A 21,273-nucleotide genomic window follows, 5' to 3' on the forward strand; every position below is an offset into this window, starting at 1 on the left:
GTTAACTTCCTATGGCTTCCTTCAGACCCCACCGTTGGCCAGTGACGCCCTTGCCAGTCGGATTGTCTTCCCCTCAGTCGGGGTGACGCCATCTTCTTTCAGATGGCCGGGTTTGCCGGCTTCGCCGGGCAAACAAAAAAAAGGGGCCTAAGCCCCTGATTCTAAAAATGGTGCCGGTGGCCAGACTCGAACTGGCACACCCGTAAAGGCGGCGGATTTTGAATCCGCTGCGTCTACCAATTCCGCCACACCGGCAATGGAGGCGAATTATACGCAGATCGCCCGTCAAGTCAATCACATCGCTGACTTTATCGACCTAAAGCGCTATCCTAGGCGGCTTGTTTGACCACAGAAAAGAGCTTATTCACATGCAGCGTGCGGACTTCCATTTCGAGCTACCCGATGAGCTAATTGCCCGCTATCCGTCCGAGCAGCGCAGTGATTGCCGCTTACTGTGTGTGGATGGTCAAAGCGGCGCGCTGGCTCATCGCCGCTTTCCTGACCTGCTGGACCTACTTGAGCCGGGCGACCTGCTGGTGTTTAACGATACCCGCGTGATTCCCGCCCGCCTGCATGGCCATAAGGCCAGCGGCGGCAAGGTAGAAATGCTGCTGGAGCGCCCGCTGGATAGCCACCGGGGGTTGGCGCATATCCGCTCAAGCAAGTCGCCCAAGCCGGGCACTGAGCTGATTTTCGAAGGCGACATCCACGCCGTGGTCGAAGGCCGCCGCGACGCCCTATTCGAGCTGCGCTTTTTAGGCGACACGCCAATGATCGCACTGCTGGAAAAGCACGGCCATATGCCGCTGCCGCCCTACATCACTCGGGAAGACGAGCTGAGCGACCGCGAACGCTATCAGACCGTGTATGCGCGCCGCGACGGTGCCGTGGCCGCTCCTACGGCGGGGCTGCACTTCGACCAGCCGCTGCTGGACGCCCTGGCCGAAAAAGGCATCAACAGTGCTTTCGTGACGCTGCACGTTGGTGCGGGCACCTTCCAGCCGGTGCGGGTGGACAACATCCTCGAACACCACATGCACAGCGAGTGGATCGAGGTGACCGACGCGACCTGCCAACAGATTCGCGAGACGCAAGCCGCCGGTAAACGCGTGATCGCCGTGGGAACGACGAGCGTTCGCTGCCTGGAGAGCGCTTGCATGAAAAGTAGCGATGGCCAGATAGCGCCGTTCAGTGGCGATACCGACATCTTCATCTACCCCGGCTATGAATGGCGCTGTGTGGATGCGCTAATCACTAACTTCCACCTGCCCGAATCCACCCTATTGATGCTGGTATCGGCGTTCGCGGGGTATGAGCACATCATGCAGGCCTACCGTACGGCAGTAGAAGAGCGCTACGCCTTCTTTAGCTATGGCGACGCCATGCTGCTGACCCGCTAACCGCCGCGCTTACCGATTGATTAACGAGTTATTGTGATGCGAAACGAATGCTTTATGCGCTTCGAGCGCCTAGCCGAAGACGGCCGCGCGCGCCGTGGCCGCCTGCACTTTCCCCGAGGCACGGTGGAAACCCCCGCGTTCATGCCGGTCGGCACCTACGGTACGGTCAAGGGCATGACGCCCGAGTCGGTCAAAGAGATCGGCGCGGAAATCATCCTGGGCAATACGTTCCACCTCTGGCTGCGCCCCGGCACGGATGTCATTGAAGCCCACGGCGACCTGCACGACTTCGCCCAGTGGGATAAACCGATCCTGACCGACTCCGGCGGCTTCCAGGTGTTCTCGCTGGGTGAAATGCGCAAAATCACCGAGCAGGGCGTGCATTTCCGCTCGCCGGTGGATGGCAGCAAAGTGTTCATGGGGCCGGAAGAGTCCATGGCGGTTCAGCGCTCGCTGGGCTCTGACGTGGTGATGATCTTTGACGAGTGCACGCCCTACCCGGCCACGTTCGAAGAAGCCGAAAAATCCATGGAGCTGTCGCTACGCTGGGCCAAGCGCTCTCGCGATGCCCATGGCGATTCGCCTTCCGCACTGTTCGGCATTATCCAGGGCGGCATGCACCCTGAGCTGCGTGAGCGCTCGCTCAAGGGGCTACTTGAGATTGGTTTCGACGGTCTCGCCATCGGTGGCCTCTCGGTGGGCGAACCCAAAGAGGAGATGATCAAAGTCCTCGATTACCTGCCCACCTGGATGCCGGACGACACCCCGCGCTACCTGATGGGTGTGGGCAAGCCGGAAGACCTCGTTGAGGGCGTACGCCGCGGTGTGGATATGTTTGACTGCGTGATGCCCACGCGCAACGCTCGCAACGGCCACCTGTTCACGTCAGATGGCACTGTTAAAATCCGTAACGCCAAGCACCGTTTTGACACACGCCCGCTGGATGAAGAGTGTGATTGCCATACCTGCCAGAATTTCTCTCGTGGCTATCTGCACCACCTTGATCGCTGCAATGAAATGCTGGGTTCCATGCTCAATACCATCCATAACTTACGCTACTACCAGCGTGTGATGGCTGATTTGCGCGCGGCAATCGAAGCGGGTACATTGACGACCTTTGTGGAAAGCTTCTACGCAAGGCGCGGCCTCCCGGTGCCTCCCCTTGCAGAATCTGACACCTAAACAATAAAAGCCACTGGCTGAGGCGAGTGGCTTAATCCGTTCACCCATTGAGTGTTCTAACCCAGGAGTTCCCTGCAATGCTGGATTTCTTCATCTCACCAGCCCATGCCCAAGAAGCCGCTGCTGGCGGTGGCATCGCGCAAATTGTCATGCTGGTCGGCTTCGTACTGATTTTCTACTTCCTGCTGTGGCGCCCGCAAGCCAAGCGCGCCAAGCAGCACAAACAGCTGGTCTCCGGCCTCGCCAAGGGCGATGAAGTCGTGATCGGCGGCGGTTTGGTTGGCCGCGTGACCAAAGTCAGCGACGAGTTCCTGACCCTGGAAGTCTCTGAAGGTACCGAAGTCAACGTGCAGAAAAACGCCGTGGCTGCCGTACTGCCTAAAGGCACCATTAAGTCCATCTAACGCTTGCACTCCCCCCCTGCCGACCCAGTGCCAGCCACCCCGGCAGGGGTGACATGGTAGCGTCGATGGTGAACGTTGCTGTGCGCAGCCTGTCTGTGCACAGCGATTCCGTTTGTAATTGAAGGCAGGGCTTGCATGCTCAACCGTTACCCTCTGTGGAAGTATCTGCTGATACTGGTCGTCCTGGTGGTTGGCCTTATCTACTCGCTTCCCAATCTATTCCCCGCAGATCCCGCCATTCAGGTGAGCGACGCCCAAGGCAACGCCCTGGATGAACGGCAAATTACCCGCGTTGAAGAAGCGCTCAGCGAGCGCGATATCGCCGTCAAAGCCGTTGAAGAGAACAATGGTCAATGGCTGATTCGTCTGCAAAGCGACGATGACCAGCTCGACGCGCGGGATATTGCCGCCGAAGTGCTTGGCCCCAATGCGACCGTGGCGCTCAACCTTGCCGATGCGACACCTGGCTGGCTGCAAGCTTTTTCTGCTTCCCCGATGACGCTGGGCCTTGATTTACGCGGTGGCGTTCACTTCCTACTGGAAGTGGATATGGACGCCGCGCTGACCCAGCGCCTTGAGGTGAACGCCAGCGCCATCCGCGAACTGCTGCGCAGCGAGCGTATTCGCTACCGAAACACCACCATCGACGAACGCTCGCTATCGATCGACTTCGCCAGCGCCGAAGACCGCGACGCCGCCCGTCGTTTGATCAGCCGCGACTTCCCCAACTTCGAGTACACCAGCGAAGGGGATGGCCGTACCTCTAGGCTAGTGATGACGCTAAGCGACATGGCGGTAAACGAGATTCAGGACTACGCCATCAACCAGAACTTGACCACGCTGCGTAACCGCGTGAACGAGCTGGGCGTCGCCGAGCCCATGGTACAGCGCCAAGGCCCGAGCCAAATCGTGGTCGAGCTACCCGGCGTGCAGGACACCGTGGCCGCCAAGCGGATCGTCGGTGCGACGGCCAACCTCGAATTTCGTCTCGAGGCGCGCCACGATACACCGGATGCCGAAACCGAACGCTTCGAGTTTCGTAACGACCCGGCCCGCTCAGCGGAGCTGATGCGCGATGTGATCATTACTGGTGACAGCGTTTCCAGCGCCAGCAACAGCTTCGACGAAAACGGTCGCCCTCAGGTCAACATCAACCTGGACGGCACCGGCGGTACGCTGATGAACCGCGCCACGCGCACCAACATTGGCCGCAACATGGCGGTGCTGTTCATCGAGCATAAAAGCGAAGACCGCATCGAAGTCGACCCGGAAACCGGCGAAGAGACCATCGTTCGTGAGCCCTACACCGAGCGTGGCCTGATCAGCTTGGCGACCATTCAAAGTGCACTGGGCAACAGCTTCCGCATCACCGGCCTCGACTCCCCCACCGAAGCCGCCGAACTCGCTCTGCTGCTGCGTTCCGGCTCGCTCGCCGCGCCGATTTACTTCGTGCAAGAGCGCACCATCGGCCCCAGCCTGGGCGCAGAAAACATCGAACGCGGCTTGCTATCGGTGCAGATCGGCCTGCTGCTAGTCGTGCTGTTTATGCTGGTGCGCTACAAGGTATTCGGCGTTTTTGCCAACATCGCCCTGGCGCTCAACCTCACGCTGCTAGTCGCCGTGATGTCGATGCTGGGCGCTACGCTCACGCTACCCGGTATTGCCGGTATCGTGTTGACGCTGGGCATGGCGGTGGACGCCAACGTGCTTATCTTTGAGCGGATACGCGAAGAACTGCGCAACGGCATGTCGATTCAGCAAGCTATTTACGCGGGTTATGAACGGGCGTTCACCTCGATTGTGGATGCCAACATCACCACGCTGCTGGTGGCGGTGATTCTGTTCTCGATTGGCACCGGCCCGGTAAAAGGCTTTGCCGTTACGCTCTCTATCGGCATTTTGACGTCGATGTTCACTGCGCTGCTGGTGACGCGCGCCATGGTCAACCTGACCTATGGTGGCAAGCCCGTCAAAAAGCTGCGGATCTAATCTCGATGGGATCTCAACACGCGCTCAGCACAGAATTTAAGAGGTGGTAATGAAACCCCTATCACAACTGCGCATCGACTTTATGGGACGGCGCAACCTTGCGTTTATCGTCTCGGCCGTGATGCTGATTGTCTCTATTGGCGCCATTTTGTTTCAGCAGCTCAACCTGGGCCTGGACTTTACCGGCGGCACCCTGGTGGAAGTGCGCTACGGCGTGGCACCTTCACTGGATGCCATTCGCCAACTGCTGGAAGACAGCGGTTTCCAAGATGTCTCGGTACAAACCTTTGGCGCTTCAACAGAAGTATTGATTCGCCTGCAGCAAGCGTTTGATGGCGACGTGGGTAACGAGGTTGTCAATCTGCTGCGTGCCAATGGCGATAGTGTCAACTTAGTGCGCGCCGAGTTCGTGGGCGCCCAGGTCGGCGACCAGCTGCGTGACCAGAGCGGCTTAGGCCTGCTCGTCGCGCTGGGCGTGGTGATGCTTTACGTAGCTTTCCGCTTCCAGTACAAGTTCGCCCTTGGTGCCCTGCTTGCCCTGCTGCACGACGTGATCATCGTGGTAGGCGTGTTCGCGCTGTTCCAGCTCGACTTCGACCTAACGGTGCTGGCAGCCATTCTGGCGGTCATCGGCTACTCGCTGAACGACACCATCGTCGTGTATGACCGCATCCGCGAGACGATCCGCACCTCGCGTATCGACGATATGCCGCAGATTTTCAACGAGGCGATTAACGCTACGTTGTCGCGCACATTAGCCACCTCAGGCACAACCGTGCTGGTACTGCTAGCGCTGCTGCTGCTCGGTGGCGATATGATCGAGAACTTCGCGATTGCCCTGCTGGTGGGTATCGTGGTGGGTACGTTCTCATCTATCTATATCTCCGGCGCCCTGTTGATTCCGCTGAAACTCTCTCGGGAAGACCTGATTCCCACCAAGAAAGAAGTGGATGAAGAGGAAGAAGAGCTGCCCTAAACGCGTTATAGCAGCCAACGAAAAGGCCCTGCCGAAATCAACCGGCAGGGCCTTTTCATATCTTCACACCTAACGCGCTCTTCTTAAAAGTGCGGCGCCAGCTGCTTAATCAGCGCTTTGTAGAGGCGCGGGCCAGCGGCCATTAGCTGGCTTTCAGCATTCACGGTCGGCTTCCCGTCCGGAGTGCCCATCAGCGCGCCCGCTTCTTTTAGCAGCAGCGTACCTACCTGCATATCCTGCTCTTCTAGGCCCAGCACAAAGACGCTGTCTACACGTCCTGCGGCCAGCTCGCACATATCCAGCAGGCCGCTGCCGGTCGCTACCAGGGTTTCTACCTGCGGCGCAAGCTGCTGGGTAATGGTTAAGTAAGCAGGCAGATGACTCGGGCGCAGCCAGGTTTCTGGCAGGCTCATCGCCATGCGTGTGGCAGGAATAGCGGTTGGTTTGCTAACCCGCATGCGCTTGTCGTTGTGCTGAGCGCCGCGGCCGCGACTGGCGATATATTCGTCATCACCAAAGGGAGAGATCACCACCGCGTGTTCGGGGCGACCTTTAACGAGACACACCACTGAGAGTGCAAAGCCCTTACCTGCTACCGCCAAGTTGGAGTAGCCGTGCAGCGGTTCAATTTTCCATACGGTATTTTCACCTTCGCCTTCACCCGCTTTATAGGGCGTATAGCGGCCAGAGAAGCCGTGCAGAGGGTAGCCACGCTGCAGTTGTTGAATGATGGTCGCCTCGGCTTTACGCGCCGTGTCTTCCAGCAAGCGGTCGAGGTTAAATTCCTCATGGGCGTTTTCGATACGTTCGCGAACGCGTAAAAAGTGTTCAACAGCGCCACGCGCGGCGCGCAGCGTAAATTGGACCATCGGATTCATGATCGGGCCTTGTCACAGTGATGTTAAAGAACGGTTCAGGCGCAATACGCCTTTTGGCGGGCAATTCTAACAGAGGCCCCTCGGGCATGCCATCGACTCATGCTAAACTGCGCGTTTTACGCACATGAACCGGGCCTACTATGCTTGAGCGCATCCGAATTGTTTTAATTGGCACCAGCCACCCTGGCAACATTGGCGGCGTGGCACGCGCCATGCACAACATGGGCTTAGCTGATTTAGCCCTGGTCGCTCCTCGCTGCGATGTGATCACCCAAGACAGTATTTCTCGCGCCTCAGGTGCCGACCATCTACTTCACCAAGCTACAGTGCATGCCACACTTGAAGAAGCCGTGGCCGATTGCACGCTAGCTGTTGGCGCCAGCGCCCGCTCGCGCACGCTGCCCTGGCCGATGATCTCGCCTCGGGAACTTGCCGAGCGCCTACCCGGCGAATGCCAGCCAGAAAATGCCCGTGTGGCGCTGGTGTTTGGCCGTGAAGACAGCGGCTTAACCAACGCCGAGCTGCAGCGCTGCCATGCCCATGTGCATATTCCGACCAACGCCGATTTTAGCTCGCTCAACCTTGCCGCGGCGGTTCAAGTGGTGGCCTACGAGTGTCGCATGGCGTGGCTAAGCCAGGCAGATGCCCCAACTGCTGCCGATGATAATGACGAGCTAGCAACCCACGAAGAGCTTGAGCGCTACTTCGAGCACTTAGAGCGCACGCTAATCGCCATCGAGTTTCACGACCCTGCCCTGCCGCGCCAGCTCATGGCACGCCTGCGACGCCTCTATTTACGGGCACGGCCTGAAAAGATGGAGATGAACATTCTGCGCGGCATCCTCTCGGCGACTGAAAAATCCGCTAAAAAGAGTGGAACCGGTAGTGTGAACCAAGAGAACGCCGACACATCCGCGTAGCACATAACGGCGTACTAATCACAAGAGGCGCCAGCAAAGCGGCAATGGCCTAAACTTGAAGTTACAACAACGCGCCCCAACATCGTCTTTTCGACTGCCGCTTTGCACTCACCATATTCCAATACTGTATTACTGCTGCCTCCCTTAACGCCCAAGGATCACCCATGTTTCAACGCCTGCGTGAAGACATCAATAGCGTATTTGACCGCGACCCGGCGGCACGTAACTTTCTTGAGGTGCTGACCAACTATCCCGGCCTGCACGCCCTGTTGCTGCACCGCTGCGGCCACTGGCTGTGGAAAAAGAACTTTAAGTGGCTAGCACGAACGCTATCGACCTTCTCCCGCTGGCTCACTGGCATTGAAATCCACCCAGGCGCAACCATTGGGCGGCGCTTTTTTATCGACCATGGCATGGGCGTGGTGATTGGTGAAACCGCACAGGTGGGCGATAACGTCACGCTCTACCAAGGCGTGACGCTAGGCGGCACCAGTTGGAACAAAGGCAAACGTCACCCTACGCTGGAAGATGGTGTGATTGTTGGTGCCGGCGCCAAGATACTGGGGCCGTTTACCGTGGGCGCAGGTGCCAAAATTGGCTCTAACGCGGTAGTTACAAAAGAGGTGCCAGCGGGAGCAACGGTGGTCGGCATCCCCGGCAAAATCGTCAAACGCGCCGCCCCGGATATGGAAGAGGCGCTGGATATCGACCCGGCCCGCCGGGAAGCCATCTGCCAGAAGTTTGGTTTCGATGCCTATGGCGTCAGCCAAGACATGCCCGACCCGGTGGCGCGTTCGATGCAGGCCATGCTCGATCACATGCACGCCGTGGACGAGCGTATCGAGCGCATGTGCTCAACGCTTCGCAAGCTCGACGCCAACTACCGCGATGGCCAGTTACCGGCTCTGCGAGATGAGGACTTTGCCGATATTCTGGATGAAAACGATACCGGCTGCCCTGGCCTTGGTCATACTGCCCAGGAACGCAGCAGCCCATCACCGGAAAGCAGCACCACGCGCAATAGTTGACCAAAGCACTCAGGATTTCCATAATGGCGCAACATTTGCTGCCAGCGCGCTGAAAGCTCAGCGACGAGGGGTACCTGCTATGCGCTTGACGACAAAAGGCCGTTACGCCGTTACGGCCATGCTGGATTTGGCGCTTAACGCCCCCAGCGGCCCTACCAGCCTGGGAGATATCTCCCTGCGACAGGAGATCTCGCTCTCTTACCTGGAGCAACTCTTCGCAAGGCTGCGCCGGGCGGGGCTAGTTAGCAGCGTGCGCGGGCCGGGTGGCGGTTACCTACTGGCCAAAGCACCCGAGGAGATCAGCGTCTCTCTGGTGATTGATGCAGTCAACGAAACCGTCGACGCGACCCGCTGCCAGGGGCTATCCGACTGCCAGCAGGGCGATACCTGTTTAACGCACCATTTATGGTGCGAGCTATCCGGGCAAATTCGCAGTTTTCTCGACGATATTACGCTGGCGCAGTTGATACAGCGCCCTGATGTGATCCGCATCGCTACCCGGCAAAAACAGCGGGTCGATGCTGGCATCCTCGCGTCTTCCCCCTGAAGGTATTTACTGCACGCTGGAATCTATGACGATGACCTCCACTCCCTCTCTGCCCATTTATCTCGATTATGCCGCCACGACGCCGGTCGATGGTCGTGTGGCTGAGGTGATGCAGCGCTACCTCACGGTAGACCAGCTGTTCGCCAACCCCGCTTCCCGCAGCCATATGCTGGGCTGGCAGGCCGAGCAGGTGGTGGAACAGGCGCGCCGCCAAGTGGCCGATATGATCGGCGCTGACCCGCGTGAAATCGTCTGGACCAGTGGCGCCACCGAAGCCAATAACCTAGCGCTGATTGGCTTTATGCGTGCTAACCGCGAACGTGGCATGCACCTTGTCACCTCCAGCATTGAGCATAAAGCGGTGGTAGACACCGCCAAGGCACTGGAGAGCGAAGGCTTCGAGATCACCTGGCTAACCCCAGGGCGCGATGGACGCATCACCCCTGAGCAACTGCGTGCCGCCATGCGCGACGACACGGCACTGGTATCGCTAATGGCGGTGAATAATGAGCTAGGCAGCATTCATGATATTGCCGCCCTAGCGGAAGTCACCCATGAGTTCGGGGCGGCGTTCCACACCGATGCCGCCCAGGCGGTGGGGCGTATTCCGCTCGACGTGGTCGCTCAGCATATTGATTTGATGTCGCTATCAGGCCACAAAGCCTACGGGCCTAAAGGGGTCGGCGCTCTGTATGTGAAACGCCACCCGGATATTCGCGTCGAGGCACTCATTCATGGTGGCGGCCACGAGCGCGGCATGCGCTCCGGCACGCTGCCTACTCATCAGATTGCCGGGATGGGTGAAGCGTTTAACGTCATGCAACAGCAGCAGGACGCGGATCAGGCCCATATTTCGGCGCTACGCGAACGCTTTCTAAGCGGCTTATCAAACCTGGAAGGCATCATCCCCAACTCCCCACTGGAGAACGCCGTTCCCAACATCTTGAACTTGGCGTTTGAAGGCGTGGATGGCGAGGCACTGCTGATGGCGCTTCGGGATGTGGCCGTGTCTACCGGCTCTGCCTGCAACTCGGCAAGCGTTGACCCGTCTTATGTACTACTGGGCATTGGTACGCCCCGTCGGCTCGCGCTCTCATCGCTGCGTATTAGCTTTGGGCGCTTTACCCAAGAGGCCGATATCGACCACGCATTAACCCTACTGCGCCACGCGGTGAGCGGCTTACGTGCGACCGCACGTTAGGCGGCTGACGCTCTCCTGACGCACTGCTAACGACTTCTTAAAGGAGAACGCTCCATGGCAACACTAAACATTACGCCCGCTGCAGCTGAACAAATTCAGCGTGTGCTCGACGAGCGCGGCCAGGGGCTAGGCCTGCGGGTATCCGTTAAACCCAGCGGCTGTTCTGGCTACAGCTATGTGCTTGATTTTGCCGATGAAGCACGGGATGACGATGTGCGTTTCGAAGATCACGGCGCAAGCGTCTACGTGGCTCCTGATGCCGTCGAGATGCTAGACGGCAGCGAAGTGGATTACGTCAACGAAGGCTTGAATCGCTTTTTCCGCTTCAACAACCCCAATGTAAAAGATCAGTGCGGCTGCGGTGAAAGCTTCACAGTCTAAGCTATCCGCCGTGGCTGTTGCGTATATCACCGGTATTCATCCCCACCGGGAGGCGCTATAATCGCGGCCACTCGGCAGCCGACGCAACATACGGCCCTAGCCGACCACTTTTTTCCTGCGCCGCCCCGGCTTTCCGGGGCGGCAATTTCTGCTTTATCCCTTTTAAGGAGATTTCTGCATGGCGACTGAACGTACTCTTTCCATCATCAAGCCCGATGCCGTTGCTAAAAATGCCATTGGCGAGATCATTGCACGCTTTGAAAAAGCGGGCCTGAAGGTCGTTGCCGCTAAAATGATGCACCTCTCCGAAGAGAAGGCTGGTGGCTTCTACGCCGAGCACAAAGAGCGTCCCTTCTTCAAAGACCTAGTTGGCTTCATGACCTCTGGCCCGGTAGTGGTACAAGTGCTGGAAGGCGAAGGCGCCATCGCTAAAAACCGTGAGCTGATGGGTGCTACCAACCCGAAAGAAGCCGCTCCGGGCACCATTCGCGCTGACTTTGCGGAAACAATCGACGCCAACGCTGTCCATGGCTCTGATTCTCCGGAAAGCGCTGAGCGCGAAATTAGCTACTTCTTCGGTAACGACGAAATCTGCCCGCGCTAAACCAAGCGCCGCCGTTTCAACCTTCGTTGCCGGCCATTTTCGCGGGGGCTTTGCCCCCGCCTCTTTCTGAACGCTGACCGCCATGACCACCACCGTAGCTCAACATACGCCTGCCCCCAACACGACTCCTGACAGCGCGACTGCTCAACAAGCGGCACCGGCACGCCAGAACCTGCTGGGGCTTTCCCGCGAGCAGATGGAAGCTTTCTTTTTATCAATTGGCGAAAAGAAATTCCGCGCCACTCAGGTAATGAAGTGGATTCACCAGGAAGGCATCGACGACTTCACGGCGATGACCAACCTGTCGAAACCGCTGCGCGACAAGCTCTCCCAAGTCGCTGAAATTCGCGGCCCGGGCGTTGTCTACGAAGGCACTTCCAGCGACGGCACCCGTAAATGGGTGTTAGAGGTTGAGGATGGCAGCTACGTAGAAACGGTGCTGATTCCCGCTGAAAACGGTAAGCGGCGCACGCTGTGTGTCTCTTCCCAAGTGGGTTGTTCGCTGGACTGTAGCTTCTGCTCTACCGGTAAACAGGGCTTCCAGCGTAACTTAACCGCCGCCGAGATTATCGGCCAGGTGTGGGTTGCCCAACGCAGTGTTGGCCCGCGCCGTGATACCGCCAATCGCCCGGTGACCAACGTGGTCATGATGGGTATGGGCGAACCGCTGCTCAATTTCGATAACGTCGTGCCCGCCATGAAGCTGATGCTCGACGATAACGGTTACGGGCTCTCCAAGCGCCGCGTCACGCTCTCCACATCGGGTGTTGTACCGATGATTGACAAGCTGGGCGATGAGATAGATGTGAGCCTTGCTATCTCGCTGCACGCCTCCACCGATGAGCTGCGCAACGAGCTAGTACCGATCAACCGTAAGTACAATATTCGTGCGCTGCTGGATGCCTGCCACCGTTATCTGGCCAAGTGCCCAGATAACCGTCAGGTCACGATTGAGTACACGCTGATCAAAGACGTCAACGATCAGCAAGAGCACGCCGAACAACTGGCCGCTTTGCTCAAAGAGCTGCCGTGTAAAATCAACCTGATTCCGTTTAACCCTTTCCCGAACTCAGGTTACGAGAAGCCATCGCGTAACCAAGTGATGCGCTTCCAACAGTGGCTGTACGACTTAGAGTACAACGCTACCGTGCGCATGACCCGTGGCGACGATATTGATGCCGCCTGTGGTCAGCTAGTGGGCCGCGTAAAAGACCGTACCAAACGTAGCGCACGCTATATTCAGTCCGTTCAGCTTGACGCTGACTAATCGCTGCTGTCTTGACATCCACCTGACACAGCGCTTTGATGGACACGCTTTTGCCGGGTGCTTACAAAGCATCCACCTTGCAGCACTGGCTCAATAGTTTCGACTTAAGAGGGCGTAGATGATCGGTCACCGCAGGCGCATTACCCTTTTTAGGATGCCCATGCTGTCCGTGCTTGCTGGCAGCCTGCTGCTGGCGGGCTGCGCCACCTCTGGCCAAGGGATCAGTGACGACGCCAACCCCGGCGCGGCAGAAGCCTACACCCAGCTTGGCGTCGCCTACCTAGAGCGTGATAACCTGCCCCGCGCGTTGAATGCCCTTGATCGTGCTCTTGAACTGGACCCGCGCCACCCTGAGGCACTTCAGGCGCTCGCGCTGGTCTATCAACAGCAGGGAGAGAGCGATCTTGCCAACCGCTACTTCCAGCAGGCGTTGAATGCAGCGCCCTCGTTTACTCGCGCGCGTAACAACTACGCCGCGTTTTTGTATCAGCAGGCGCAGTTTTCACAGGCCTGCGAACAGTTAGAAATAGCATCTCAGGATGCCCAGTACGCCAATCGTGCCCAGCTATTTACCAACCTGGGGCAGTGCTATTTGGCAATAGATGAATTTGATAAAGCGCGCGAACGTTTGCAACGCGCGCAAAGTATCGACCCGCGCAACCCACGCGGGTATTTAATGTTAGCCGAACTGGAAGTTTCACAGGGCAATTATGATCAGGCCTGGGCACCGCTGCAGAACTATCTGCAGCTAGCCGGCCCAGACCCAGCGGCACTGGAACTGGCGATCGATGTCGCCCTCGCCCGCGGTGACGACGCCGCGGCTGCCGACTACCAGCGCTTGCTAAACAACTGATTGCCGCCCTGATCACCACATTATTGAAGGATGCTCAGCTATGAGCGACACACAGTTACAAGATAGTGTTACTACGGCCCACAGCACAGCAACCCCCGGTGAGTTGCTTTCTCGTCAACGCGAATCGCTGGGCGTCCCGCTGACGGATGCCGCCCGAGCACTGAACCTGCGCCCTGCTGTGGTGGATGGCCTAGAGCGCGATAATTACGAAGAGATTCCCGTCGCTGCGTATCGTCGCGGCTACTTGCGCGCCTATGCCAAATATTTAGGCATGGACGAACGTGTGGTGCTTGAAGCTTACCAGGTTCGCCACGGCACCCGTGATGCCGAACGCAAGGTGGCCCCGGTTACCGTGACTAAGCCGCCATCCAAAGTAGGCGCATGGCTCTTTAAGTTAGTCACTCTGCTGGTGATTGCCGGGCTGATTGCCGTGACGGTTGCTTGGTGGCAAAGCAGAGGTGGCAGCGAGCCGCCGAGCATCGGCGCCTCACCCGCTATGGAAGAGAACGAAGCGTTCATCAGCGAACCCGAGCCAGCTCCAGAGCCTACTCCGGTGGTCACACCTGATGAGCCCGCCGCAACGGAGGAGTTGACTAACGATGTGGTCAGCGGCGAGCCCGCCGACAGCGATATTCGCGATAGCAGTGCGCCCGCTGCTGACAACGATGAGCCAACCGCTGCCGCTAGCGACGAACCTGCGGCCCCGGCGGTTGACGCCGACGCAGCGACCGATGTAGCTGAGGCGCCTGCTGAAGAGGTGGCCAATGCCGCCCCCGCTGCTAACCCCAACTTGCTGGAGCTGACGTTTAACGAGCAGTCCTGGACAGAGATTTTCGATGCCAACAACCAGCGTGTGTTTGTCGGTCTACAAACCCCCGGCACTACCGCGAGCGTTGAGGGCGAACCGCCTTTTCGTTTAACCGTCGGCAACGCCACCGGTGTAGAACTGCGCTACCAAGGTGAGCTCGTCAACCTTGCCGAGCGCGCCGGTACCAATAACGTTGCCCGCTTTACCCTGGGAGAGTGACTCGTCTTATGCACGCCCCTTCTCCGATTAAACGCCGTCTGTCACGCCAAATTCATGTTGGCAATGTGGCCGTGGGCGGCGATGCGCCGATTTCCGTACAGAGCATGACCAACACCAATACCCTGGATGTGGACGCCACCGTCGGCCAGATCCAGCAGTTGGAAAAAGCCGGAGCAGATATCGTACGCGTCTCTGTGCCGGATATGGACGCCGCTGAAGCCTTCGGCAAAATCAAGCAGCGCGTAGCCATCCCCCTCGTTGCCGACATTCATTTCGATTACAAAATCGCCCTGCGCGTCGCTGAGCTAGGCGTTGACTGTCTGCGCATCAATCCCGGCAATATTGGCCGGGAAGATCGCGTACGCGCTGTGGTAAGCGCCGCCCGCGACCACGGTATTCCAATCCGTATCGGGGTGAACGCCGGGTCGCTGGAAAAAGATCTGCAAAAGAAGTACGGCGAGCCTACGCCCGCCGCGCTGGTTGAGTCTGCCATGCGCCATATTGACCACCTGGACCGCCTCGATTTCCAGGAGTTTAAAGTCAGCGTGAAAGCGTCTGATGTGTTTATGGCGGTGGCCGCTTATCGCGACCTTGCCACCCGCATCGAGCAGCCGCTGCACCTGGGTATCACCGAAGCAGGCGGCCTGCGTTCGGGCACAGTGAAGTCCTCCATTGGCCTAGGCATGCTGTTGATGGACGGTATCGGCGACACCATCCGCGTCTCGCTGGCTGCCGACCCGGTGGAAGAGATCAAGGTCGGGTTCGACATGCTCAAGAGCCTGAAGCTGCGCGCCAAGGGCATTAACTTCATCGCCTGCCCCAGCTGCTCGCGACAGAACTTTGACGTCATCAGCACCATGAACCAGCTTGAAGAGCGCCTGGAAGATGTGATGACGCCGCTGGATGTCTCGGTGATTGGCTGTGTGGTCAACGGCCCCGGCGAAGCTAAAGAGACCGATATCGGCCTAACCGGCGGCTCACCCGCCAACTTGGTCTACATCGATGGCAAACCGGCGAGTAAGCTGCGCAACGATCATCTGGTAGATGACCTGGAAAAGCTGATCCGCGACAAGGTACGCCAGAAAGAGCAGCAGCAAGAGAACATGATTGCACGCAGCGTTTGACACCTGCGTTGCCTGCAACAGGCGGCACGCCTTGCGCCTCGCGCTGCCGCCCAGACAAGGAGTTTTCATTGAGCAAGTCCGCCGCTAAAAAGATTCAAGCCATCCGTGGTATGAACGACCTATTGCCCAGCGACAGCCCTCGCTGGCAATTTTTTGAGGGCAAAGTACGCCAATTGATGCACCGCTACGGCTTCGATGAAATTCGTACGCCAATCGTGGAGCAAACCGCGCTGTTTGCCCGCTCGATTGGCGAAGTCACCGATATCGTCGAGAAAGAGATGTACACCTTCGACGACCGCAACGGTGACAGCCTGACGCTGCGCCCTGAAGGCACCGCCAGCTGCGTGCGGGCGGCAATGGAACACGGCTTGCTGCATAACCAAACCCAGCGGCTTTGGTACCAAGGGCCGATGTTCCGCCACGAACGGCCTCAGAAAGGGCGTTACCGTCAGTTTCACCAAGTGGGCGTGGAAACCTACGGCTTTGATGGCCCGGACATTGATGCCGAAGTCATACTGCTCTCGGCACGGCTATGGCAAGAGCTTGGCTTGATGGAGCACGTCACCCTGGAGCTGAACTCCCTGGGTTCCGCTGAAGCACGGGCGGCCTACCGAGACAAACTGGTGGCCTACTTTGAGCAGCACCAAGACGTTCTCGATGAAGACTCCAAACGACGCTTAACCAGCAATCCGCTGCGCATTCTGGACTCCAAAAACCCGGATATGGCCGAGATGCTCAACGCGGCCCCGCAGTTGATGGATCATCTGGACGATGAGTCCCGCGCGCATTTCGAGCAGCTCAAAGCGATGCTGGATGCCGCCGGTATTCCGTACGTAGTCAACCCGCGCTTGGTGCGCGGCCTGGACTACTACTGCCGCACGGTGTTCGAGTGGACCACCACTGCGCTGGGCAGCCAGGGCACCGTCTGTGCCGGTGGCCGCTACGATGGTCTGGTCGAGCAGCTTGGTGGCAAACCCACGCCTGCGGTGGGCTTCGCCATGGGGATCGAGCGCCTGGTACTACTGCTGGAAACGCTCAACTTGGTACCTGATGAGGCCCTAGGCGGCTGCGACGCTTATCTAGTGCCGATGGATGACAGCGCCACCGTGGCAGCTCTCACCCTGGCAGAACAGCTGCGCAGCGCACTGCCCGACCTGCGCCTGCAGCTGCACTGCGGCGGCGGCAGCTTCAAGAGTCGCATGAAAAAGGCCGACAAGAGCGCCGCGCCGGTGGCAATTCTGCTGGGTGAGGATGAGCTCGCCAACCAAACCGCCACACTGAAGTTTCTGCGCGATGACCGCGAGCAGCAGCAGGTGGCCCAGGCAGCGTTGGCCGAGACGCTTCGCGAGTTACTGCCTAACCTACCGTCTCATTAACGTAACTGCCCCCAGCGATGCCTGGGGCGGATGAACACTCGTTAGCCGCAAAAGCGGCTGACCCATGAAACAGGAGGCCGCCCGTGGCGGAGCTGAGAAGCGAAGAAGAGCAGCTAGAAGTCGTCAAACGCTGGTGGAAAGAGAACGGGACCTCGCTCATTGCCGGTGCCGTTCTCGCTGCGGCGGGCGTCTTTGGTTGGAACGCATGGCAGAACTACCAAGAGGGTAAGTCAGAGGCAGCTTCTGCCCGATACCAGCAGCTCATCAACATGACCGCTGGCACCACCTTGGAAGGGGATCAGTTAAGCGCGGCACAAACGCTGATTGATGAGCTCACCGACGACTACGGCAACACCCTGTATGCCGAACTGGCACAGCTGCTGGAGGCCCGCCTGGCCGTGCAGGAAGGCGATCTGGCCGCGGCCAAGCAGGCACTGCAGGACGTGGCCAGCAACTCCTCACGCCGCTATGTGCAAAGCCTGGCATGGCTGCGCTTGGCACGCATTGAAGTGGCTGAAGGTAACCCGGAAGCCGCGCTAGCGCTTCTTGATCAGCCTATTTCCGATGCGCTGGCCGCTCAACAAGCCAACGTGCGAGGCGATGCTTTCCTGGCTCAGAACCAGCCAGAGCAGGCTCGCGATGCATGGCAAACCGCGCAGTCTATCGCCCAAACGCAGAACCAGCCGCTTTATGGCGTGCAGCTCAAGCTCGACGATCTCGGCGCCGAGGAGGCGACACAGTGATAACGACTAGCCTGTCAAAACCGCTTTTTTCTAAACATCTGATGCGCACCACGCTCGGCGCCATGGCGCTGGCGCTATTGGCTGGCTGTGCCAGCAAAGGTGAGCCAGCGTTCACGCCCAAAGAGCTGCGCAGCTTTGATGAAACCTCTTCGCTGGACAGCGTTTGGGGTCGCCGCGTTGGCGATGGCTTTGGCCCCGCTCGCTACCCCATCGCCCCATCCCGTGAAGGCGATACGGTCTTTGCAGCAGACACCAACGGTCTAGTGGCCGCGTTCAATGCCAACAGCGGCGAGCGTGAGTGGGAAGTCGAGCTGGATACCCCTATTTCTAGTGCGCTGAACGCGATTGCAGGCCAGGTGTACTTGGGCACCCGCAACGGTGAAGTGATTGCCCTCGACCAGCGCGACGGTAGCGTTGCCTGGCGTTCGCGGGTCACCAGCGAAGTACTGGCAGCTCCGCAAGCCAACCAGCAGCTACTGCTGGTTCAGAGCGTGGACGGCCAAATTACCGCTCTGGATCGCGCTAGCGGCGAAGAGCGCTGGGTGTATACCAGCTCGCAGCCTGCCTTGACGCTGCGTGGTACCGGAACGCCAATGGTCATCGACCCGGTCACCTTCGTGGGCTTGGCCAACGGACGCCTGGCGACGCTGGACAACCGCAGCGGCCAGCCCCTTTGGGAAATGCAGATTGCCACACCACGTGGCCGTAGCGACGTTGAGCGCCTAGTGGACCTGTCTGGCCAGCCAGTACTTAGCCCCGATGGCCTCCTGTTCGTGACTAGCTACAACGGCCGTGTGGTTGCGCTGGAAGCGACCCGTGGCGGTGTGCTGTGGGAAACCAACCTCTCCAGCCGCCACACGCCGATTCTGGTGGGCGACTTCTTATTTGTGGTCAGCGACGACAGCCACATCGTTGCCTTGGACGCCAACAGCGGCCAAGAGATCTGGCGTAACGATGACCTGGAAGATCGCTGGCTCACCGCCCCCGCCTTTGCCGATGGCCGCATCGTCGTGGGTGATTTTGAGGGTTATGTCCACCTCATCGACGCCCGCGAAGGCAACCTGGTCGGCCGCACCCGTATCGATGATTCGGGTATTAGCGTGCGCCCGGTGACTGAAGGCAGCACCATTCATGTCCAGGCCAACAATGGTCGCCTGGAAACCCTGGAAGTAACTCCATGACACCCGTCATTGCATTAGTCGGTCGCCCCAATGTGGGCAAATCGACGCTGTTTAACCGTCTGACCCGCTCGCGCGATGCGCTGGTGGCAGACTTTCCTGGCCTGACCCGTGACCGTAAATACGGTAACGGCATGCTGGGTGGAAAGGCGTACACCGTCATCGATACCGGCGGTATCAGCGGTGACGAAGAAGGCATCGATGCCGCGATGGCCGAGCAGTCCCTCGCGGCCATCGACGAAGCCGATATCGTGCTGTTCCTGGTCGATGCCCGCGCCGGGTTGAACGTCGCCGACGAAGCGATTGCCAACCACCTGCGCGTCAACCAGAAAAAGACCTGGCTGGTGGTCAACAAGACCGACGGCCTGGAAGAGCACTCGGCCATGGCCGATTTCTGGAAACTGGGCCTGGGTGACCCGTGGCCGATTGCCGCCGCTCATGGCCGCAACGTATCGCTGCTGATTGATACGGTGCTTGAACCCTTCCCCGAACGGGATGCCAGCATTCCTGCCGATACAGGCAGCAAAGGCATTCGCATTGGCGTGATTGGCCGCCCGAACGTGGGTAAATCTACGCTGGTCAACCGCCTGCTCGGTGAAGAGCGCGTGGTAGTATTCGATGAAGCGGGCACCACCCGCGACGCTATCGAAATCCCTTTCGAGCGCAACGGCAAGCCGTACGTGCTGATCGACACCGCCGGCATTCGGCGGCGTAAGAACGTGCGTGAAATCGCCGAAAAGTTCTCGATCATCAAAACGCTGGATGCGATCAAAGAGAGCCACGTGGCCGTCATGGTATTGGACGCCCGCAGCGGCTTGGTTGAGCAGGACCTGCACCTGCTGGACTACGTGCTCACCACAGGGCGTGCGTTGGTACTGGCGGTCAACAAGTGGGACGGGCTGGAGAGCGAAGCCAAAGAGAAGATGCGCGCCGACATCAAGCGCCGTCTGGGCTTTGCCGACTACGCCGAGCTGCACTTTATTTCCGCGCTGCATGGCACCGCAGTGGGCGACTTGTACCCCTCCATTGAGCGGGCGTTTAACGCCGCCAACGCGCACTGGTCGACCAACCGTCTCACCACGCTGCTGCAGGATGCGGTAAGCCAGCATCCGCCCCCCATGGTCAACGGCCGCCGCATCAAGCTGCGTATGGCTCACCAGGGTGGCAGCAACCCGCCGATTATTGTGGTGCATGGCAACCAGACAGCATCGCTGCCTGAGGCTTATCGTCGCTACCTGACCAATACCTTCCGTAAAGTGTTGAAGGTGCGCGGCACGCCGATGCGCTTTGAGTTCCGGTCGGGCAACAACCCGTTCGATAACATGGCGGGCGCCAGCGATAAAGAGAAAGCCAAAAAGCGCGAGCTTAACCGTACCAAAGAGGCGCGCAAAAGCCGCCGTTAAGCGCGGCACTTTGCTTCCCCGCCCGTTGTATACGCAGCGGGCGTTTTTGTTGGCACTACCACCGAATCTACTTGACAGAGCCCCCCTCCCGCCCTCAAATAGCGACGCTTTTCGTCACCTGCTCGACCGATCCTTTCTTATCAACACTTGCCCTTCTTAGGAGGGACGTACATGCACTACGCTTTTCGTCGCGGACGCGGCTTGGTTTTACTGCTGCTGGCGAGCCTGCTAACCGGCTGCTTGGCGTTGCCTCAAACAGGGTTGTTTGCGTTTCGTCTGGCGGTCACATCGCTGGGGATTGAGGACGTACGCATTGGCCCTTACAGCGTCAATGCTGGATTGGACACCAGCGATCTATCGAGCTTGCTGGCCTCTAGCCTGGGTGCTGGCAGCTTGCCGGTGCAAGCCACCCTGGCGATGGGGCTTGGCCTGCCCGCTGGCATGCCTCCGGTGGAGATGTCGGGCTTTCGCTGGACGCTGGACATGCCTGGCGTAGACCCAGTGCAAGGCAATTATGGGCAGAACGTTACCCTCACGTCTGGGGAAGACGCCAATCTCCGCCTGCCGGTGGCCTTTGATGTTCTAGCTGCAGACCACCAGCAAATGACGCCAATGCTAGAGCTGGCCAGCCAACTCGCCAGCCAAGGGGAGCTGCCTGCAGGCAGTGAACTGGCCATTACCCCAGGGGATTTGCGCGGCCTGGGCATGACACTGCCCGCTGGCCTGCTCACCCCGACCATTCGCTTGAACGTGGGCGCCGACGGGCAGCTCATCCCCCAACGCTAAGTCTTG

Annotated in this window: 21 protein-coding genes and 1 tRNA gene; 20 read left to right on the top strand and 2 right to left on the bottom strand. The window is 58.9% G+C overall.

What is annotated here, in order from left to right; all coding sequences use genetic code 11:
• Positions 1–168: 168 nt before the first annotated feature.
• Positions 169–255, bottom strand: a tRNA-Leu gene (locus AC13CY_RS01145).
• A gap of 113 nt (positions 256–368) precedes the next feature.
• Between AC13CY_RS01145 and queA the strand changes: the two genes are divergently transcribed.
• From queA to secF, 5 genes are all read left to right on the top strand, one after another.
• Positions 369–1,400 (top strand): tRNA preQ1(34) S-adenosylmethionine ribosyltransferase-isomerase QueA, encoded by a 1,032-nt coding sequence (queA, locus tag AC13CY_RS01150; protein WP_044628913.1) that lies wholly within the window; start codon positions 369–371, stop codon positions 1,398–1,400.
• A gap of 54 nt (positions 1,401–1,454) precedes the next feature.
• Positions 1,455–2,582: a tRNA guanosine(34) transglycosylase Tgt gene (gene tgt / locus AC13CY_RS01155; protein WP_083602330.1), complete on the top strand. Its 1,128-nt coding sequence runs from the start codon at positions 1,455–1,457 to the stop codon at positions 2,580–2,582.
• 77 nt (positions 2,583–2,659) lie between these two features.
• Positions 2,660–2,986 carry a preprotein translocase subunit YajC gene (gene yajC / locus AC13CY_RS01160; RefSeq protein ID WP_044628915.1) on the top strand — a complete coding sequence of 109 codons (327 nt, stop codon included), beginning with the start codon at positions 2,660–2,662 and terminating at the stop codon, positions 2,984–2,986.
• A 135-nt stretch (positions 2,987–3,121) separates the two neighbouring features.
• Positions 3,122–4,975 carry a protein translocase subunit SecD gene (secD, locus tag AC13CY_RS01165; RefSeq protein WP_089675181.1) on the top strand — a complete coding sequence of 618 codons (1,854 nt, stop codon included), beginning with the start codon at positions 3,122–3,124 and terminating at the stop codon, positions 4,973–4,975.
• 49 nt (positions 4,976–5,024) lie between these two features.
• Positions 5,025–5,951, top strand: coding sequence for a protein translocase subunit SecF (gene secF, locus AC13CY_RS01170; protein WP_062359889.1), 927 nt, complete (start codon positions 5,025–5,027; stop codon positions 5,949–5,951).
• A gap of 83 nt (positions 5,952–6,034) precedes the next feature.
• Here secF and AC13CY_RS01175 read toward each other — a convergent pair whose 3' ends face one another.
• Positions 6,035–6,829, bottom strand: coding sequence for an inositol monophosphatase family protein (locus tag AC13CY_RS01175; RefSeq protein WP_089675180.1), 795 nt, complete (start codon positions 6,827–6,829; stop codon positions 6,035–6,037).
• Positions 6,830–6,969: 140 nt separating this feature from the next.
• Here AC13CY_RS01175 and trmJ point away from each other — a divergent pair, with 140 nt between their 5' ends.
• The 15 genes from trmJ (at position 6,970) to AC13CY_RS01250 (ending at position 21,267) form a co-directional block, all read left to right on the top strand.
• Positions 6,970–7,749, top strand: a complete 780-nt coding sequence (gene trmJ / locus AC13CY_RS01180; RefSeq protein WP_054641571.1) for a tRNA (cytosine(32)/uridine(32)-2'-O)-methyltransferase TrmJ — start codon at positions 6,970–6,972, stop codon at positions 7,747–7,749.
• A gap of 164 nt (positions 7,750–7,913) precedes the next feature.
• Complete coding sequence (gene cysE / locus AC13CY_RS01185; protein ID WP_062359893.1) at positions 7,914–8,777, top strand: serine O-acetyltransferase; 864 nt, start codon at positions 7,914–7,916, stop codon at positions 8,775–8,777.
• 79 nt (positions 8,778–8,856) lie between these two features.
• Positions 8,857–9,324, top strand: coding sequence for a Fe-S cluster assembly transcription factor (locus tag AC13CY_RS01190; RefSeq protein ID WP_044628921.1), 468 nt, complete (start codon positions 8,857–8,859; stop codon positions 9,322–9,324).
• A 25-nt stretch (positions 9,325–9,349) separates the two neighbouring features.
• Positions 9,350–10,525 (top strand): aminotransferase class V-fold PLP-dependent enzyme, encoded by a 1,176-nt coding sequence (locus AC13CY_RS01195; protein WP_474786890.1) that lies wholly within the window; start codon positions 9,350–9,352, stop codon positions 10,523–10,525.
• Positions 10,526–10,579: 54 nt separating this feature from the next.
• Complete coding sequence (locus AC13CY_RS01200; protein ID WP_044628923.1) at positions 10,580–10,906, top strand: HesB/IscA family protein; 327 nt, start codon at positions 10,580–10,582, stop codon at positions 10,904–10,906.
• Between the two features lie 178 nt (positions 10,907–11,084).
• Positions 11,085–11,510 carry a nucleoside-diphosphate kinase gene (gene ndk / locus AC13CY_RS01205; protein ID WP_044628924.1) on the top strand — a complete coding sequence of 142 codons (426 nt, stop codon included), beginning with the start codon at positions 11,085–11,087 and terminating at the stop codon, positions 11,508–11,510.
• A gap of 82 nt (positions 11,511–11,592) precedes the next feature.
• A complete protein-coding gene (rlmN, locus tag AC13CY_RS01210; protein WP_044628925.1) occupies positions 11,593–12,777 on the top strand; it encodes a dual-specificity RNA methyltransferase RlmN in 1,185 nt (394 codons plus the stop codon).
• 118 nt (positions 12,778–12,895) lie between these two features.
• Positions 12,896–13,630, top strand: coding sequence for a type IV pilus biogenesis/stability protein PilW (pilW, locus tag AC13CY_RS01215; protein ID WP_253557497.1), 735 nt, complete (start codon positions 12,896–12,898; stop codon positions 13,628–13,630).
• 40 nt (positions 13,631–13,670) lie between these two features.
• Complete coding sequence (locus AC13CY_RS01220) at positions 13,671–14,657, top strand: RodZ domain-containing protein (protein WP_054641569.1); 987 nt, start codon at positions 13,671–13,673, stop codon at positions 14,655–14,657.
• A gap of 8 nt (positions 14,658–14,665) precedes the next feature.
• Positions 14,666–15,781, top strand: a complete 1,116-nt coding sequence (gene ispG, locus AC13CY_RS01225; protein ID WP_054641568.1) for a flavodoxin-dependent (E)-4-hydroxy-3-methylbut-2-enyl-diphosphate synthase — start codon at positions 14,666–14,668, stop codon at positions 15,779–15,781.
• Positions 15,782–15,849: 68 nt separating this feature from the next.
• Positions 15,850–17,157: a histidine--tRNA ligase gene (gene hisS / locus AC13CY_RS01230; protein ID WP_054641567.1), complete on the top strand. Its 1,308-nt coding sequence runs from the start codon at positions 15,850–15,852 to the stop codon at positions 17,155–17,157.
• A gap of 83 nt (positions 17,158–17,240) precedes the next feature.
• Positions 17,241–17,900, top strand: a complete 660-nt coding sequence (locus AC13CY_RS01235; protein ID WP_054644944.1) for a YfgM family protein — start codon at positions 17,241–17,243, stop codon at positions 17,898–17,900.
• A 41-nt stretch (positions 17,901–17,941) separates the two neighbouring features.
• Positions 17,942–19,081 (top strand): outer membrane protein assembly factor BamB, encoded by a 1,140-nt coding sequence (gene bamB, locus AC13CY_RS01240; protein WP_054644948.1) that lies wholly within the window; start codon positions 17,942–17,944, stop codon positions 19,079–19,081.
• Complete coding sequence (der, locus tag AC13CY_RS01245; protein WP_054644943.1) at positions 19,078–20,481, top strand: ribosome biogenesis GTPase Der; 1,404 nt, start codon at positions 19,078–19,080, stop codon at positions 20,479–20,481. Before bamB ends, der begins: the two co-directional genes overlap by 4 nt.
• A gap of 171 nt (positions 20,482–20,652) precedes the next feature.
• On the top strand, positions 20,653–21,267 hold the full coding sequence (locus AC13CY_RS01250; RefSeq protein ID WP_044628933.1) for a hypothetical protein: 615 nt from the start codon (positions 20,653–20,655) through the stop codon (positions 21,265–21,267).
• The last annotated feature ends 6 nt before the right edge of the window (positions 21,268–21,273 follow it).

It is taken from the genome of Vreelandella sp. L-15 (assembly GCF_056857635.1).